A 15,598-nucleotide genomic window follows, 5' to 3' on the forward strand; every position below is an offset into this window, starting at 1 on the left:
TGTCTTTTCCTGAAATAGGTTGTCGGGTTATGAATAATAACTACTTTTATATATATTCGGAGATTCTATTATTCTTTATTTAAAGACTATAAACCATGAGACTATTTATTGAAAAGTTTAACATTGTGATAGATTGCTCTAATGCTGGGGTTTTGGCTGCATTCTATTCTAAACTTTTAGGGTGGGATTGGATGCATCCACATGCAAATGGCTGGGCAGCTATTACTTCTCCTTCCGGCATTATTATAGCTTTTCAGGAGGTTCAAGGCTATAAACCTCCTGTATGGCCTTGGGTTGTTGGAAAACAAGGACAAATGTTGCATCTGGATTTTCATGTTGAAGACCTTGAGTCAGCGGTTAAGCATGCTATGGAATGTGGGGCAAAGCTTGCCGATTCCCAATATTTCGAAAATTCACGAACAATGATTGACCCGGAAGGACATCCGTTTTGTTTGGACATGGATTGAACTGAATATCTGTTAAGAGAGTATGAATACCTTAAAAAGATATATCGGAAGAGTACCTGCTTGCGGAGTTTTCAGTGGAGGCTGTCCAATCTACACCAGAGAAAAGAATCCATGTCCCGGTGCGGAGATTAACTTGCAACGTTGCGAAAAATGCAAAACATTTCATCTGTGTTGTATGGATAGAGGGATAACTCATTGCCATGAGTGCGATATTTTCCCTTGCAGCAAGTTTAAAAGCTTTGCAAAGCGATGGTTGAAATACGGACAGAATTTTATAGATAATCAAAAACTATTGAAAGAAGTAGGAGAAGATTGCTTTTTGAAACATTATAATTCAAATATAGAGGAATAATATATTGCGTTATGAAAAACTTTTTAGAGACAAATAAAACCGCATGGAATAATCGGGTAGATGTACACATACAGTCTGATTTTTATGAATTTGATTCCTTTATGAAGGGAAAATCCTCTTTACCTTCTTTGGACATTGAGCTGCTAGGTGATATTAGAGGTAAATCTATTTTACATTTACAATGTCATTTTGGAATGGATACCTTGTCAATGGCGCGAATGGGAGTAAATGTTACCGGAGTCGATTTTTCCAATACAGCAATTGATAAAGCGAAAGAATTGAGCCGGAAGTTAAATATAGATGCAAATTTTATCTGTTGCGATGTATTAGAGCTCCCTCAATATTTAGATGAAACTTTTGATATTGTTTATACCTCTTATGGTGTTATTAATTGGTTGCCTGATCTACAGGAATGGGGAAAAGTAATATCTACAATGTTGAAGACCCAAGGAAAATTTATTATGATAGAATTCCATCCTGTGTTATGGATGCTTGACGAACAGTTTAAACAGATTGAATATCCCTATTCAAGAAAGGAGCCGTTTGTTATGAAAGAAGCGACTTATACTGATAATGGCAAGAAAACTATTGACGAAACTGTTACTTGGAATTACGGATTATCTGAAACTATAAACGGATTGGTTCAAAATGGAATATCTATTCAAGAATTCAATGAATACTATTATTCGCCTTTTAATCTTTCAGCCAATATGATTGAGATTGCTCCAAAAGAATTCAAGGTAAAAGGATTAGAGGATAAGATTCCTGTAACCTATTCCATAATAGGAAAAAGAATATGAAATAATGAAAATTGATTTGTATTATTGCATTCAACTTGCAACATAAGTTTTTATGGATATTGATTTATTGATTAACGAGCTTCAAAGAAACAGAATAAAAACGACTCTATTAGAAAACAAAGAGCAATTACTAGATTTTTTGAGAGAAACTATCCCTCCAAATAGTATCGTCGGCGTAGGAGACTCTGTTACCTTAGAGGAAACAGAAGTTTATGATTTTCTTCGGAGTAGTTCCTATGTATTCCTGGACAAATATGATAAGAATTTGACTAAAGAAGAAAAACGAAATATTTATCTGAAAAATTTTGACGCTGATTTTTTTATTAGTAGTGTAAATGCAATAAGCATGGATGGAAGGCTGTTTAATATGGATGGTAATGGTAGCCGTGTTGCTCCTATTATATATGGTCCTAAAAAAGTCCTTTTGATAGCAGGAACAAATAAGATTGTTGCAGATGAGAAAGCAGCTATTAGCAGAATAAGAAATATCGCTGCCCCATTGGACAATATCCGATTATCAAAAAAGAATCCATGTGTCAAAACAGGTAAATGCATTGACTGTAAGTCCAAAACCAAAATATGCAATTACCTTTCTGTTATACAAGGACAATTTGATAATGAGCGAATTGAATTAATTCTACTAAATGGGAAGTATGGTTATTAAATTATCTAATATAAATCCAGTATCATCAGATAATCCTCGTCATTTTCTCGAATGACCTTAAAGCCCATTTTAAAGTAAAGCTTCACAGCATAATTTTCTTTTTGTACGCTTAATGAGGTTTGCTTATATCCTGCTTTGCGTAGATGCTCTATCATCTTTATCATTAAACGAGTACCAATACCCTGTCTTCTGTATTCTTTGAATAAGGAGATTGCAAATTCAGGTGTTTGGTCATCTATGTAACCGAACCCTTTTATCTCGCTTGATATAACCCTAACCCATACGGCTCCAATAATTTTGTCATCCAAATCTGCGACTAAACAATGATCATCAGTTCTTTTTCCAAAATCTTTTATATAAGCAGCTACCTCGGGTATTTTCAGAACACTCCTGGGTATAAGGTTATTCTCGTCAGGTTGATAGATCGCTTGGTATAGCATATCCTCAAGTTTGTGAATTTCTGATGGCAGTATTTCTCTGATTAGTATATTCGATTTCATTCTCTAACAATTTTGCATTTAAATGCCTAGCATACTGTGAACATCTTCGGTATCAGAATATATACGCCACAAACTAACCTTATCGTCCTGAATCTCAGCAAACCAAATTGCCCGAAGATTATTCAATCTTTCATCTGAGGAAATCTAATATCCTTGCATAATTACTATAGAGTCTTCTTTAGAGATTATTTTCTCAAAAATATTTTGATAATTAGGGAATAATTTAAAGAAAGGGTTCCACGCTGTTGAAATACAGTTGGATTTTCCTTCTATTTGGTTATTCTCCATATCGATAAAGACATGATTTTCTGTCATAAGTTCCGCTAGACCTTCAATGTCTGCATTGTTGATACAGTTATTAAATTGTAAGGCTATAGATTGAGTTTTTGTAGGATTCGGCATTATTACTTTAAACCACTCACAAACAAGTAAAGTCTCTTGACCTAATTCTTTTCCTATTTCAGACAGAAGTTTTGAATAATAGGGGTGGTGAATAGCCAGCCACTTTTCTAAACTACCATCTCCTTCCTCTATGGCAAAGGTTTCTGTTATATCTTCGAATTTGACAATTTCAACTTTCTCGACTCGAATTATAGCAACTTTTTTGCCAGAAGAATTTAATATTGAGAAATAGTCTCCAACTTTACTAGCATGTTTTAATCCTTGTAAATGATAATCAAGCAATGAAGATGTCGCTATTTTTTCTCCGGTTAAGACTTTGTTTGCAAGATCATCAATTTCAACAGGGAAACTGCCAAATTTTACTTTTTCCATATCTGTACTCCTCCCAATAAATATAAGAACCCGATTCCCAAAGCACCAATAGAGAACAATAAGTGATGCCACTGAAATGTGGTCTCAATGGCTATATTTATAATAGAGCCTAATATTCCTCTCAATAGATAAATGGCTGCAATAATGAAAATTCCTGTTTTTAACAAGGGTAGTTTTTTAATCTTTCCTGCTCCGGATAGCCCATAAAGCCCGAATATAAAAAAGAAGACCGCAACAAAGACTGTCATGACATAAGGTAGCAGAGGATGGATTTCCGCATTTCTGCGCATGTTTTCCCCGACTCCGGTGATCTCAAAGAAATAGGCTGCATTGAGTAAGCAAACAATATGAGCAATGGCTATTATTATATTTATATAGCCTCCTAATTTTAGCGTCTTCATATCTATTTCTTTTCTAACAATTGGCTTTCAGATAATCCATTATTTCGGAAGCTAGTTTCGTAGTCTCTCCTAAAATAGATTGTGTTAAAACATCTAATTGATCAAAATCGGGATTATCAACTAAAACGACTTCAAGTACTGAATATTTAGGCATTGTAGTTTTTTCTTTATTCCACTTTGTAGACTTCAATAAGTGCCAATATTCTTTTTGAACTTCAGCGTTCTGCCCCATCAGCCAAAGCTCGAATCTTATTTTCTCATGGTTGAGGACTACTCCGAAACGAAGTTTCTTTTTCCTCAGAAATTCATCGAAAAAGGGAAAATAGGTATAATCCATATATCCGGGAGATACATTGCCAAAAGAGTATTTATCAGCCATATGTTGGGAACAATAAGCTTTTAAACTTAGTACATATTTTACTAAACCGGTATAGGCTTTTTGGATATTCCCTTCGCCCAATGCTTCTTTATATAAGAAAACATATCGGTTAAAATCCTCCATTTTTGTAATTCTGTTTACTTATTCTAACTATTTAACTAAGGTAGTGATTTAAGAATCATATTGTTTGTAAACTTTTATTTTTAACCATCGCTTTTCGGATATTCTTTTTAGTTGCTTGTATTGCAGGAGATAATCCACCTTCCATCATTTCCAGTGCAATCCGTAACTCTTGTCCTAATTCAGGTATAGGTAGGCAAAGTTCGTAAGCAAGTTTCATACAAAGCGATTGTACACCCGAAGGCTCACTTTTAGAGATCATATGCTTTAAACAAAAATCCAGAAAATCAACCCGTGGAGGATTTGCTAAAGGCTGTTTATAAAGTATTGCAAGTATTAGTCTACGTTTTCCAGCATGGTTACATCTCAAAGCTTCATCAATCAGTTCATTCTGCTTATTATATAGAAATTCGTTTTCTTTCGCAGAAAAATGAGTCATAACCCAAGCTGCTTGGTAAGATATTTTATCTTCCTGATCAAAAAGTAAATTATATAACTCTTTCTTTTTTTCATTATTTCCTCTAGTCAGATATGCTATTTCATGAATATCATTCATGCCGATACGTTGAGATAGCTTTTCTTTGAAGTTCATATTATAAGTATTTATTAGGAAACTCTTTTCTTCCCAGATTAGTATATTTTCTAATGAAATCGGTCTTTGCTTCTGTATAAGCATCCCTATCATGCTGAAATTTATCTTTTAATTCCAGTTTTAGCTGACCATATTGTTTTGCTACCTCCGGATATTGCTTCAGATAGTCACGAAAATACAATTCATCCCAATCTCCAAAATAACGAACATGCAGATGAAAAACTTTTTCTTCAAATCCGTTTAAAGTATATCCTTTCATAAACATCATATGCGGAGTAGGGTTGTTTGGTTGATAAGTATAGATGTAACCAATAGATTCGATTCTTTTTATTAAAGAATCCGTGTCAGCAGCTTGTTTAATCTCAAGCAGAATATCTATTGTTGGCTTAGATAATAATTGAGGAACAGAGGTGCTGCCAATGTGGTTAATCCTTGCAATATTTCCTGTGCCTATTACTTCCATAAGAAGTTGTTCCTCCAGGTTATAATCGTCTGTCCAATAATCTTTGTGTTCTGATAATACAATTGGAAACAGTTGCCAAAGTTCTTCGTTTGTCAAGTCTTTGAGTTCTTTCATGTTATTTGTTATTATAATTCTGAAATTTCTCTTCCGCTTGGGCAAGCCACTCTTTTTTTACTTTAAGTTTAGTATCCCAAAAAGTGACTTCAAAATCAACACTCTTTGTCTTCTTTATTGCTTTCCAATTGCCTACTACGTGACCATTGTATAATATAACAGGTTTAAATGTACCATAATTATTGAAAGCTTTCGGATAATGCTCTAAGTCTAATACATTCGTTCTGTTTTTGTAACTGATAAGATATTCGTCATAGGATGGTAGGAAGTGAAATACATCATTATCTAATGAAGCTGGCTCTTTGTAAGTTTCATGTATATACAACTCTGTAGAATCGAAGCGATCTTTTATTAACTCGTTTTCGATTAAGGCGAAAGCATGTCTGCAATCTTTGATTGTTAATCCCGACCACCAGATGAAATCTTGCAGAGTAGCAGGTGAATGGCTTGTCAAATATCGTCGAGCTAATAAAGCTAAAGCTTCATCTTTGTGTATGTCTTTGCTTTGTGGAGCTCTTTCTTCCAGTAGTGCATATGTTTGTTTTTTCCCTTTCAATACTCCACTACATATAATTCCTTCAGCTTCTGCCCACATCATAAAGTGGTATATATGTCTTGGTGTAGCTCCTAAACCTTCTTGCTCAAATAATTTTGTAAGCTCTTCTTTAGTTTGATGGTTGTTGTCTCGCAATGTTTTTTCTAATAGGCGGTAGCACTTTGTTAATTCTTGTTCTTCAATCTTCAAATCCGTTGCATATTTCCATGCCATTTTAATTCGTCCTCCTGTTAGTTTCAAAAGCCATCCGATATCTTCCGAAGAAACGAAATGCCATGTTGGACGCATGACATGTGTTCGAAGAAAGTCTCCATGATTGAAAGCATCTTCTACCTCTTGTTCAGTACAAGATTTCAATCTGATAGCAATTGCCCATTTTGCCATATTAAAATCTTGTGCTTGCATTGCTCCCATCCACGAAACTAATTCCTTGGGAGTATCAAATGTCTGATTTGATAGTTGATGACTAGAGAGGCGTATGTTTTTGATAGCTGTGTTCATAGAGAGCTATAGATTATTTTCATTTAATTTTAAGAATTCTAATTTAATTCTTCGGATTACTTCAATTGGAATTTCTCTTTCTGAATTAATAACCTGTTCACCATCATTCATATAAAATTGAATAGGATAATTTCCTTCTACTTTATCTATATCCAACTCTACACCTAGTAATTTAGCTTCCTCCTCACTCTCAAAATCCTCTTCTGATTGGTAGCAGAATTGCATTTGTTTAAAGTTGACAACCCATTTTGATGATTTAAATGGTTTATTGGTTTGAATGTATTCCAGACTATTTGGATATAATATAAATATTTCTTGCCCTTTACGTTTCCACCAATAGAAAGAGATGAAGTAAAGAATCATGAATATTTCTAAAGATAATACAATACCACTAATGAGAATAAATTCCAATGTAAAATCAGTTATAGGAATAATTAAGCCTATCATAACTATGTGAAAAAGAAAAAGAGCTGAAAACAATATTGTACAGCATAGATACAGTAATTGTCTACTATTCTTAGGATCAATGATGAGCCTAAGTTTATTTTCCTTTTGTTCAAGAGTGTAAGGATATGGTATTCCCCTTTTCAGATAATTCTTTTTCAAATTTCTAGATACATTTTTTATTTTAAACTTATTTTATTCGCTGATTCTCTTTTCTTTGAATTTACCAATTCAGCATAAATCTGAGTGGTAGAAACATTTTTATGCGTTAACATCTTACTTACAGTATAGATATCTGTACCTAAAGCGAGCTGTAAGGTAGCAAAAGTATGGCGAAAACAATGAAATGTGATGTGCTTTGTTATCCCAGCACTGACAACCCATGCTTTCAGAGGTTGTTGAGTCATGCTTCGTTGCAATCCTTTAAATACTTTACCTGTTCCTCGTTTTCCACATAGTTCCAAAGCTTCATCACTGATTGGCAAAGTTGTTTCTGTTTCGTTCTTTTCAGTTCTGATACGCATACAATATCCACCATCCGATGCAGGTTCTATCTCTTTCCAATCCAATTTCAATATATCGCTGATTCTAAGTCCTGTCATACAAGAAAAGATAGAAGCGGTTTTAAGCATAGGATAATCGCAGGGAGTATTTGCTAATAATTTGACTTCGTTCAAAGTCAGATACTCTTTCTTTACATCCGTAGTGTCAATAGCATCAAGGTAGTCATTCAAATTCTCTCTAAAAAACTTCTCTTTAAAAGCGATTTTCAATAAGGCTCTAAAAGTTGAAAAATATCCTGATGCCGAATTTTGAGAGATTCTATAATTTTTATTCTTTAGTTGCCTAGCATCCAATAAATAATCTCTAAATCGATTACATAAATCGACAGTAACCTCTCCAAACGTACATTTTCCTTTAACAAAATTGAAAAAGTGCTGATACACTTTCATCCATTTCTGGTCTTTCTTTTCCGCTTTAGTTTTGAAATAAGCCAGAAAATCGGCTTTAGCCTTATTCTTATCCAAAAATCCAAATTCTTCGTTGATTATAGATTGTACTCTCATGCTTCTGATAGCCTCTGCTTTCATCAACATTTCATTATTGAATTCTTTCTCAAATTCATTTCTAGCCTTTGCATAGATATAAATACCTAAATATTCACGTCTGGTCATTTTCATCGAATATGGATCACGGATAGCAGGGTAGTAGTCTAAATAAAGACTGATTCTACCTCGTGTTATATCTCGTTGTCTAAGATGTACTCTGGTTAAGGTTGCCATGTCATTGGATTATTTCGGGGTTAAACAATTTGTCAAGTTCAGGTTTCGATATTTTAATGTATCTGCCATCCTTTATTTTAGGTATATTATGATACTTTATATAGTGATACAAGGCGTCACGAGTCAGGTTGTATTTTTCCAGAGCTTCTTCTACAGAATAATATTCAAGTTCCCTAGGCTTTTCGTATCCCTTTGCTACATCGAAATCATATTTGGAATATAAAACCATACGACCATCTTTTTTCTTTGGTATCTGATTCTCCGAAACAAAGCTGTATATTGCATTGAGGCTCAAATCATACTTCTTCATAATATCTGCAACAGTATACCATTCATCTATATTTTGATTTTCATTAAAGCCTTTCTTCTCAAAATATTTATCAATATGCTTCTTACTGAAATAGGACTTTCCTCGGATTAGAGTTTTAGGAATATTATTTTCTCTTGTTATTTTATACAACCAAGACTCTTTAATATTGAATTTCTCTTTGATTTCAGCTACAGTATAGAATTCTGTAAGAGGCTTGGCTTCAGTAGATGGTTTAGCTTTCGATTGATATTCTTGAGCATTATCGAACATAGCATCTATATCAGAACGACGGATAAAGGTTTTGCCATCCATCCGAATTCCTTTTAATTGTCCGCGATGGAGATAGCGATAAACAGTGGTTCTCTCAATACTTAATAGAAAAGCTGTTTCTACCACAGACAGAAACTCTTTATCCCGAATTTCTTCGAAACGTTCACTAATCCTTTCTATCTCCTGCATAACAGCATAGTTGATGGCAACCACCTTTTTCTTCCTCTTATCTTCTTTATAAGCCTTTGAGTTACATGTGTGGGAACAATACCGAGTTGTGGTTCTTTGTGCTACGAATCTTTTTCCGCAGTACTCACATTTTTTTATAATTTCTAATTTATTGCTCATAATTCTATCCTTTAACTTCGCTAAAAATCTGTTGCCTTGTGTTGCACTTTGTATCATTATGTTGCTATATGTTGCAAATATGTATAATCTGTGTAATTAATCCAAACGGAGATGCAATTTCTCCGATGATCGGTACAAAAATGACATAAATATCATCAAAGCAACTATAATTATTGATTAGCAAAGATAGAATAGGGAAAAAGAAAAGTCACCATAAAATGGTGACTTTGTGATGATTAATAATTATTTTCGATTAATATTGATTAGTTATCATTTGCCGATACAGAAAGTTACTTGTGTTAATAATCAGCATATTATATTATTAAAGATGGACAAAAGAAGGACTATTTAAATCCATCTTTCTTGTTTTATATTGGTGATTATTTCTCCTTTTATTTCGCCTAGATAATATATATATTCACCTACATAATATCTTGTAAGTCCTGCCAATAAAGAGATTGTTTCACTAAACTCATTATATATTCCAGATTCTTAGTATCTGTAATGTTTAGTTGATAATCTCCATTACCCCAATGTCCTGTATTAGATACATCTATTGTAAGTTTCTTGGGATCGTCTAATTCTCTTTTTTTTAGATTAATCCAAATCTTTAATTGTCGTTGCTGAATTTCAAGATTAGCGATGTTTCGTGCTTTTCTAAAAGAGATATAATGTTTTAAAGGTACAACTTCTATATCTGTAGATAAATTTAGAATTGCAGACTTATAAGTTTCATATAATTCTTTTATTTCATCTGACTTTTTATTTAAAAGATCGTCTTCTGAATATACCTTGATTTCTTTTACGACTTTACTAATTTTTGATTCAGATTCAGAAGACTGGACTTGTTTAAAGCTTGGTGCAGATTGTGACCTTTTTATTGGATTGATAACGATTATATCATTTTCAAATCGTTTTATTTCCCATAATTCAATAGGTAGGTCTTTGAAGTTTGACGATTGTTTTTGGTAGTTGTTGAACGATGGGGCAACAAACAACACTTTGCTTTGCGACCAATCTATATCTGTTCGCTTAAGGCTCTTATTGCACGATTCGTTATACTCTACAATAAAATCGCCTTTATATTCCAACATCAAATTAAGATATGATAAACCTTGATCTACAACACCATCGTTCCGTTCTCGTTTATATTCTATAATAACAAAGGCTTTACTTTCTTCATCAAAAGCTAGTGTGTCTATACGGCTATTCTTTATGATAAATTCAGATTTGATAAACTTAAAACCTGTTATTTGCTCTAAATTGGATTCAAACAAGTTTTGCATATCTTTTTCTAGTTTAAAGGGTTTTTCTTTCAATCCCAATAATGTGCTTTTCTGTTGGTGGTATAGTTGCATAGATTATATTTTCTTTTTCTTGAACTCTAAATAAACACTTAATTTCTTATATTCTAAGTGCATCATATATTGCTCCATATATTCATAGTCTGGCTGCTCGCTAGAATTGATAGGAAGCATAAGTTTGAAAACATTTAGGCGCTCATTGTTAATAGGATAACCATGTCCAAATTTTTCTTTTTGTAGTGTGATACATCTTGAAATAAAGAGTAAAATAAATCGATTAAGATTATAAATAGGATATAGAGCCGTAACATGGCTATCCAACAGATAACTATGAGGTTGATAAAATGAAATCCCTGCTCCACCATCCCCATCATTATTCAGAGTCAAGCTATTCTCTAAGTATAGTTTTTTCTTCTCGTGTAAAGCGAAGCTTTTGTAACCATTGTCATTTTTTTTTGCAGAGACGAGGGGTATATTCCCTTCTTTTAGACTAGCCATATTATTTTGATCTCCTTTTTGAGAAACAAACAAGTCCTTTATGTTGAAAACTTTCCACTCTTTATCCTCTATTGGAATAGGGTTTTTTATATCTTTTAAACCCTCAATTCTCTGAGTAATATAATCTAAATATTGTCTTTTCTTCTGTTTCTCTAAATTATTGATATATGTCTCCATATACTTGTAATCAGGTGTGCCAATTGGAGTAGCAGGCAGGAGTAACTTAGATTTTCTCATGCGCATCGGACGCCATTTTCGTGCATATTCAAAGCAAACTCTTTGCTTTTCAATTGATGTTATTATAAATAATGCTATCTGACGATTGAGAGTGTAATTCTTTAAATATAATGGATTTATATCGTGGCTACATGTAAAATCACTCTCTTGATAATAAGCATAGCCAACAGAACCATTATTAGTGACAGCAATGCAATTTCCCTTAAAGATTTTAGATTCAATAGGTTCATTGGGGCCATATCCTATCTTACTACTAGTTTGAATTGCATCAAGTGTATAAAATTCAGTAATCCCATTATTAGTCGCTGTAGCACCTAAAAATGGAATAGTCCCATTATCTGATCTTTGGGGCTTCTTATTGTAAAATCCCCCTTTTATTTCAAATATATCTAAGAATGAAAATTCTTTCCAGATTGGAGCATCTACACCTTTTCTCATTATTCCTTGTTTTTAGACTTATTGAAAAGATATTCTCTATCGCCCATAACCATGTTAAACTCAAAAGTAAGATAGTCACCAACTGTTTTTTCAAAATCAGTATCCATAGGAATTTCATCATTGAAATAGTAGAAAGAGTGCAACCATTCGTCATCCGCTTCTACGGTAGTCTTCACACAAAATCTAGTTTCAGATTCAATTCTGTTAAACCAAACATCCAAAAGATGCTGCCTTTTATCAACCGCTTCAATTGTTTCTACTAATCCTCTATGTTTTTGTACTTCGAAACCGTCATTTTCAAAGTTTATAAACTTTACCAGTTTCTCTTTTTCATGCGGAATACCTGTTGTAAATATGGCAATACAAGGATTTGTTCCAACTCCATAGAAGGTATTCTTATTGAGTGTAATTACTCCTTCGAGTGTGTGGTATTTGAGAATATTAGCCTTTATAGATTGTTCTTCTTTAGTTTTACCTGTAAAACTCGATTGAGGTACAATGACCACAACCTTTCCTCCAACAGTAATACTATTGAGTAGATGTTCAGTAAAGTTTATTTCATATAAGCTCGGGTTTGATTTAGTTCCCATAGAATAAGGAGGATTCATCATACCCACATTACATCCTTTTAATTGTAATTGAGCTGGATTTTGGCGTAAAAAATCTTCTTGGTCTAAGTTGCTCTTGCCATCACCTCTCAAAATCATATTAGTTGTTGCAATAGTAAACATATAAGGTTGAAGCTCAAAACCATGTAGTTGATTAGTTCTTATACTTTGCTGTTGAGCTTTATTATTTGTTTGTTGCAGCATACTATGCATCGAAGCTATAAGAAATCCAGCAGTGCCACAAGTTGGATCTAGTACGCTATCGGTAGGCTTTAGTTCAGCTAGGTCACAAAAAAGTTCAGTAATATGTTTAGGTGTGAGTACAATGCCTAAGTTTTGTCCATCACCTCCTGAATAAGACATAAACTCTCCATAGAATCTACCCAAATAATCTTCGGCAGAATGTATATATTTAATATTCTGATAAATATGTTTGTGTAAAAATTCGGTATAATGTCTTAGAGGTGTTTTTCCTAAATAGTCATTTTTCTCATTAATTATAGCAGTGTCTTTGATTATTGAGAACTGATTCAGAAGCTTATCTTTTTTTGTTGTAGGAGATACTCTTGCTCTTCTAAGATTATCTTCAATAGCTTTATAGATTTTCTCACCATCAGTATTGATATCGTCGCCAGTTAGGCTATTAATATCAAACCCTTTAAATTCCATTTCACGCAAGGCTAACAAAATGCCTGAAACAATAAGAGGCTTATCTTTATCTTGGATACTTCCATAATTTCTTAAATCTTCATGCAAAACTTTAGCATCCTTGATAATATCCGCAGTTGTTTTTTCGTCAGGAGTTTCTTCTTTTAGTATATTTTTGACATAATATTCATCAATATTCTGTTCGCTAAATAAAGTAAATGTTTCTACATCATTTAGTTCTTTATAATCACCTCTTTCGTTAATAAATATTGGAGATATTCTATGCTTAGCTTCATTTCCAGAGACTCCTATGGCTATAATCTTTGCGTAATTCGTATTCTTTGCTAGATGTAAAGCATAAAACAAAGCACCATTAATAGCATAACTTTTAATACTTGGAACATCTCTACTAATCAAGTTATTATCGTCTCTTTTAATATGAAAGCTAAGATCAGCTTTATTTTCTATAACGATAAGAAAATCTTTAACTATACCGCAAAATTCGGGAAATCCAACATTTCCAGTTCCAGCTTTAGACGCAGTTTTAAGTGCTTTATCTATTTCTTTAATTATACTTCCTTGTGCACTTAATTCTATTTGAGCTTCTTTTAATAAATCTCGCACCCAAAAATCGGTTAATATTTCTTTTTTAGCCATATTTTGCTTTTACTTTCTTTTGTTTTCAAAATTACTAAAATATTCGCCTTAATATATTCCAAAAATGTATTATTGAAGATTAACCTCCCAATGTCCTCCTCTTGCTGATCCATGACGAACAATAACACCTTCTTCTGTCATTTTTTGAAGATGATATTTAACTCCATCAGGGGTTATACCTAATATAGAAGCAAGTGCGTTGCGTGTGATCTTGGGATTGTTTCGTATCTGCTCTATGATTTTGTCACGTGTTGAACGTGGTGTGCTGCTTTCAAGAGCTAACGTTTCATCAATTACACCTAAAATAAACTCAATGAATGGCGTACAACCATTTTCTCCTCCACTAACGGCAATAGCTTTATAGTATTCCTTACGGTACTTATAAACTATATTCTCAATAGGTAAATTTTTGAATACAGGTCGCCAATTAGTAAGGATAAGTGTCTGCCATAATCTGCCCGTTCGTCCGTTACCATCCGAGAATGGATGTATAAATTCGAACTCATAATGAAAAACGCAACTCTTTATCAATGGATGTTCTTCTGTACTATTTAGCCAATCGAAAAGTTCTCTCATTAATTGCGGTACACGTTCGGCTGGTGGTGCATAATGAATAATCTCTTCGCCCGAAGCCACACCAACACCTCTTAATCTGAAATGCCCTGCATCGTCAATCAATCCAGTTTCCATCGTAAGATGTGCTTTAAGTAGATCTCCCATGCTATTAGGATTTAGTTCATCTAATAGCTCGTAGGCTTTAATAGCATTACGAATCTCTTGAACCTCATTTATAGGTGCGATAACAGGTTTTCCGTCTAAAATAGCTGTAATTTGATCTGTCGTCAAGGTGTTACCCTCAATAGCCAAGGAGCCTTGAATGGTTTTTATACGATTTATTCGATGCAATCGTAACTCCTCTTGAGCATAGAAACTGCCCACCGCTTCACTTATCTTAGAAACGAGGTCAATAATCTTAGGAGTGATCTTATATGGTGGTTTATATGACATAAGCCAAAGATAGAAAATAATTTCAATTTAGGGTAGCTTATAGGGTAGTTTATTTCGGGTAGTACTACCCAATAAAAACATAAATTTAGATGTATGTTCCCTGAAAGTATTTATCTTTGCTGTATAACATATTTGCGAAGCGAAGCATCCGTTATAAATAAATTATAATTTTTTATTTCCTCATTTCCTTATCTGATACATTTTTAATATAACGCCTTCCGTCTCCCTTGAACTCCCATTCTGTCATTACTTCGTCTAATCTTAGAGGTAAGTTTGTTGATTTTAGTAATCTTATTTTAGTCGTTTTACGGAATTTCCGATTACAAAAACGCTTTGAAATTTTATTGCTGTGTCCAACATAAGTAAAGATTGGTGTTCGTTTCGTGCTTCTTGACATAACTAATCAGATATTTTAATACAAAAAAATAATTTTTTCTTTTTCATCTTTCTAATTCATGTTCAATAGCTTGCTGAATAAAACTATCTAAACTCAAACCTCTTTCCTTCGCTTTTTCGCATATCTTAAAGTATAATTCTTCACTTATTGACACATTAAAATTTACTAGATTCGGTCTTTGTGGTCTTACTCCGTCTTGTTCACAATCATATAAATAATCCTCTACGAACTCTTTGAAATCGGCTTCTAATTCATCTAAAGTCTTACCCTCATAAATATATGCTCCTTTGATACCCAAAAGCTGACCGTATAACATCTTACTTTCAAGGTCATACTCTACGCTTCCATAATAGCCTTTATGTTCCAACAATTCATTATCTGCTGTTTTCGACATATTATAATTATTTGCCTTTAATTATTTTTTTGACAACAATATACAAAATTATTATAGCCAAGAACAGCAAA

General features: G+C 33.3%; 20 protein-coding genes. 4 read left to right on the forward strand and 16 right to left on the reverse strand.

All coding sequences use genetic code 11. The annotated features are described in order from the left end of the window. Positions 1-95 precede the first annotated feature (95 nt). The 4 genes from JGH11_RS03190 to JGH11_RS03205 are packed head-to-tail and all read left to right on the forward strand — an operon-like array spanning position 96 to position 2,283. A complete protein-coding gene (locus JGH11_RS03190) occupies positions 96-467 on the forward strand; it encodes a VOC family protein (protein ID WP_201110120.1) in 372 nt (123 codons plus the stop codon). 22 nt (positions 468-489) lie between these two features. Further along, on the forward strand, positions 490-819 hold the full coding sequence (locus tag JGH11_RS03195) for a DUF3795 domain-containing protein (protein WP_201110121.1): 330 nt from the start codon (positions 490-492) through the stop codon (positions 817-819). A gap of 11 nt (positions 820-830) precedes the next feature. Continuing rightward, complete coding sequence (locus tag JGH11_RS03200) at positions 831-1,619, forward strand: bifunctional 2-polyprenyl-6-hydroxyphenol methylase/3-demethylubiquinol 3-O-methyltransferase UbiG (RefSeq protein ID WP_201110122.1); 789 nt, start codon at positions 831-833, stop codon at positions 1,617-1,619. Between the two features lie 52 nt (positions 1,620-1,671). Further along, complete coding sequence (locus tag JGH11_RS03205) at positions 1,672-2,283, forward strand: lactate utilization protein (RefSeq protein WP_201110123.1); 612 nt, start codon at positions 1,672-1,674, stop codon at positions 2,281-2,283. 5 nt (positions 2,284-2,288) lie between these two features. On the opposite strand, the gene JGH11_RS03210 is transcribed toward JGH11_RS03205, so the two are convergent. From JGH11_RS03210 to JGH11_RS03285, 16 genes are all read right to left on the reverse strand, one after another. Beyond that, positions 2,289-2,783 carry a GNAT family N-acetyltransferase gene (locus tag JGH11_RS03210; protein WP_201110124.1) on the reverse strand — a complete coding sequence of 165 codons (495 nt, stop codon included), beginning with the start codon at positions 2,781-2,783 and terminating at the stop codon, positions 2,289-2,291. Positions 2,784-2,927: 144 nt separating this feature from the next. Then, positions 2,928-3,557, reverse strand: coding sequence for an ASCH domain-containing protein (locus JGH11_RS03215; protein ID WP_201110125.1), 630 nt, complete (start codon positions 3,555-3,557; stop codon positions 2,928-2,930). After that, positions 3,545-3,958 carry a hypothetical protein gene (locus JGH11_RS03220; RefSeq protein WP_201110126.1) on the reverse strand — a complete coding sequence of 138 codons (414 nt, stop codon included), beginning with the start codon at positions 3,956-3,958 and terminating at the stop codon, positions 3,545-3,547. The genes JGH11_RS03215 and JGH11_RS03220 overlap by 13 nt, the downstream gene beginning before the upstream one ends. Positions 3,959-3,971: 13 nt before the next feature. Continuing rightward, on the reverse strand, positions 3,972-4,460 hold the full coding sequence (locus JGH11_RS03225; RefSeq protein ID WP_201110127.1) for a hypothetical protein: 489 nt from the start codon (positions 4,458-4,460) through the stop codon (positions 3,972-3,974). Positions 4,461-4,515: 55 nt separating this feature from the next. Beyond that, positions 4,516-5,049: a hypothetical protein gene (locus tag JGH11_RS03230; RefSeq protein ID WP_201110128.1), complete on the reverse strand. Its 534-nt coding sequence runs from the start codon at positions 5,047-5,049 to the stop codon at positions 4,516-4,518. A gap of 1 nt (position 5,050) precedes the next feature. Beyond that, the gene (locus JGH11_RS03235; protein ID WP_201110129.1) at positions 5,051-5,626 is read right to left on the reverse strand and encodes a GrpB family protein; all 576 of its coding nucleotides are present in this window, start codon (positions 5,624-5,626) and stop codon (positions 5,051-5,053) included. 1 nt (position 5,627) lies between these two features. Beyond that, positions 5,628-6,683 (reverse strand): winged helix DNA-binding domain-containing protein, encoded by a 1,056-nt coding sequence (locus JGH11_RS03240; protein WP_201110130.1) that lies wholly within the window; start codon positions 6,681-6,683, stop codon positions 5,628-5,630. Between the two features lie 6 nt (positions 6,684-6,689). After that, a complete protein-coding gene (locus JGH11_RS03245; protein WP_236263846.1) occupies positions 6,690-7,130 on the reverse strand; it encodes a hypothetical protein in 441 nt (146 codons plus the stop codon). Between the two features lie 176 nt (positions 7,131-7,306). Then, entirely contained in the window at positions 7,307-8,410 is a 1,104-nt protein-coding gene (locus JGH11_RS03250) for a site-specific integrase (RefSeq protein ID WP_201110132.1), read from the reverse strand. 1 nt (position 8,411) lies between these two features. After that, the gene (locus tag JGH11_RS03255) at positions 8,412-9,338 is read right to left on the reverse strand and encodes a helix-turn-helix domain-containing protein (protein ID WP_201110133.1); all 927 of its coding nucleotides are present in this window, start codon (positions 9,336-9,338) and stop codon (positions 8,412-8,414) included. 422 nt (positions 9,339-9,760) lie between these two features. After that, positions 9,761-10,696 (reverse strand): endonuclease NucS domain-containing protein, encoded by a 936-nt coding sequence (locus JGH11_RS03260; RefSeq protein WP_201110134.1) that lies wholly within the window; start codon positions 10,694-10,696, stop codon positions 9,761-9,763. 3 nt (positions 10,697-10,699) lie between these two features. Next, entirely contained in the window at positions 10,700-11,815 is a 1,116-nt protein-coding gene (locus JGH11_RS03265) for a restriction endonuclease subunit S (RefSeq protein ID WP_201110135.1), read from the reverse strand. Then, positions 11,815-13,728, reverse strand: a complete 1,914-nt coding sequence (locus tag JGH11_RS03270; protein WP_201110136.1) for a class I SAM-dependent DNA methyltransferase — start codon at positions 13,726-13,728, stop codon at positions 11,815-11,817. Before JGH11_RS03270 ends, JGH11_RS03265 begins: the two co-directional genes overlap by 1 nt. Positions 13,729-13,797: 69 nt before the next feature. Continuing rightward, on the reverse strand, positions 13,798-14,736 hold the full coding sequence (locus tag JGH11_RS03275) for a Fic family protein (RefSeq protein WP_201110137.1): 939 nt from the start codon (positions 14,734-14,736) through the stop codon (positions 13,798-13,800). A gap of 172 nt (positions 14,737-14,908) precedes the next feature. Next, complete coding sequence (locus JGH11_RS03280; RefSeq protein ID WP_201110138.1) at positions 14,909-15,133, reverse strand: hypothetical protein; 225 nt, start codon at positions 15,131-15,133, stop codon at positions 14,909-14,911. Between the two features lie 43 nt (positions 15,134-15,176). Continuing rightward, positions 15,177-15,527: a type II toxin-antitoxin system HicB family antitoxin gene (locus tag JGH11_RS03285; RefSeq protein WP_201110139.1), complete on the reverse strand. Its 351-nt coding sequence runs from the start codon at positions 15,525-15,527 to the stop codon at positions 15,177-15,179. Positions 15,528-15,598: the final 71 nt, after the last annotated feature.

The organism is Dysgonomonas sp. Marseille-P4677, from assembly GCF_016652235.1.
In the GTDB taxonomy this organism is placed as follows: Bacteria; Bacteroidota; Bacteroidia; order Bacteroidales; family Dysgonomonadaceae; genus Dysgonomonas.

Excerpts from the sequence above, each read along its gene's own strand:
- JGH11_RS03190 (WP_201110120.1), top strand. The coding sequence starts at position 96 with ATGAGACTATTTATTGAAAAGTTTAACATTGTGATAGATTGCTCTAAT.
- JGH11_RS03195 (WP_201110121.1), top strand. The coding sequence starts at position 490 with ATGAATACCTTAAAAAGATATATCGGAAGAGTACCTGCTTGCGGAGTT.
- JGH11_RS03200 (WP_201110122.1), top strand. The coding sequence starts at position 831 with ATGAAAAACTTTTTAGAGACAAATAAAACCGCATGGAATAATCGGGTA.
- JGH11_RS03205 (WP_201110123.1), top strand. The coding sequence starts at position 1,672 with ATGGATATTGATTTATTGATTAACGAGCTTCAAAGAAACAGAATAAAA.
- JGH11_RS03210 (WP_201110124.1), bottom strand. The coding sequence starts at position 2,783 with ATGAAATCGAATATACTAATCAGAGAAATACTGCCATCAGAAATTCAC.
- JGH11_RS03215 (WP_201110125.1), bottom strand. The coding sequence starts at position 3,557 with ATGGAAAAAGTAAAATTTGGCAGTTTCCCTGTTGAAATTGATGATCTT.
- JGH11_RS03220 (WP_201110126.1), bottom strand. The coding sequence starts at position 3,958 with ATGAAGACGCTAAAATTAGGAGGCTATATAAATATAATAATAGCCATT.
- JGH11_RS03225 (WP_201110127.1), bottom strand. The coding sequence starts at position 4,460 with ATGGAGGATTTTAACCGATATGTTTTCTTATATAAAGAAGCATTGGGC.
- JGH11_RS03230 (WP_201110128.1), bottom strand. The coding sequence starts at position 5,049 with ATGAACTTCAAAGAAAAGCTATCTCAACGTATCGGCATGAATGATATT.
- JGH11_RS03235 (WP_201110129.1), bottom strand. The coding sequence starts at position 5,626 with ATGAAAGAACTCAAAGACTTGACAAACGAAGAACTTTGGCAACTGTTT.
- JGH11_RS03240 (WP_201110130.1), bottom strand. The coding sequence starts at position 6,683 with ATGAACACAGCTATCAAAAACATACGCCTCTCTAGTCATCAACTATCA.
- JGH11_RS03245 (WP_236263846.1), bottom strand. The coding sequence starts at position 7,130 with ATGATAGGCTTAATTATTCCTATAACTGATTTTACATTGGAATTTATT.
- JGH11_RS03250 (WP_201110132.1), bottom strand. The coding sequence starts at position 8,410 with ATGGCAACCTTAACCAGAGTACATCTTAGACAACGAGATATAACACGA.
- JGH11_RS03255 (WP_201110133.1), bottom strand. The coding sequence starts at position 9,338 with ATGAGCAATAAATTAGAAATTATAAAAAAATGTGAGTACTGCGGAAAA.
- JGH11_RS03260 (WP_201110134.1), bottom strand. The coding sequence starts at position 10,696 with ATGCAACTATACCACCAACAGAAAAGCACATTATTGGGATTGAAAGAA.
- JGH11_RS03265 (WP_201110135.1), bottom strand. The coding sequence starts at position 11,815 with ATGAGAAAAGGTGTAGATGCTCCAATCTGGAAAGAATTTTCATTCTTA.
- JGH11_RS03270 (WP_201110136.1), bottom strand. The coding sequence starts at position 13,728 with ATGGCTAAAAAAGAAATATTAACCGATTTTTGGGTGCGAGATTTATTA.
- JGH11_RS03275 (WP_201110137.1), bottom strand. The coding sequence starts at position 14,736 with ATGTCATATAAACCACCATATAAGATCACTCCTAAGATTATTGACCTC.
- JGH11_RS03280 (WP_201110138.1), bottom strand. The coding sequence starts at position 15,133 with ATGTCAAGAAGCACGAAACGAACACCAATCTTTACTTATGTTGGACAC.
- JGH11_RS03285 (WP_201110139.1), bottom strand. The coding sequence starts at position 15,527 with ATGTCGAAAACAGCAGATAATGAATTGTTGGAACATAAAGGCTATTAT.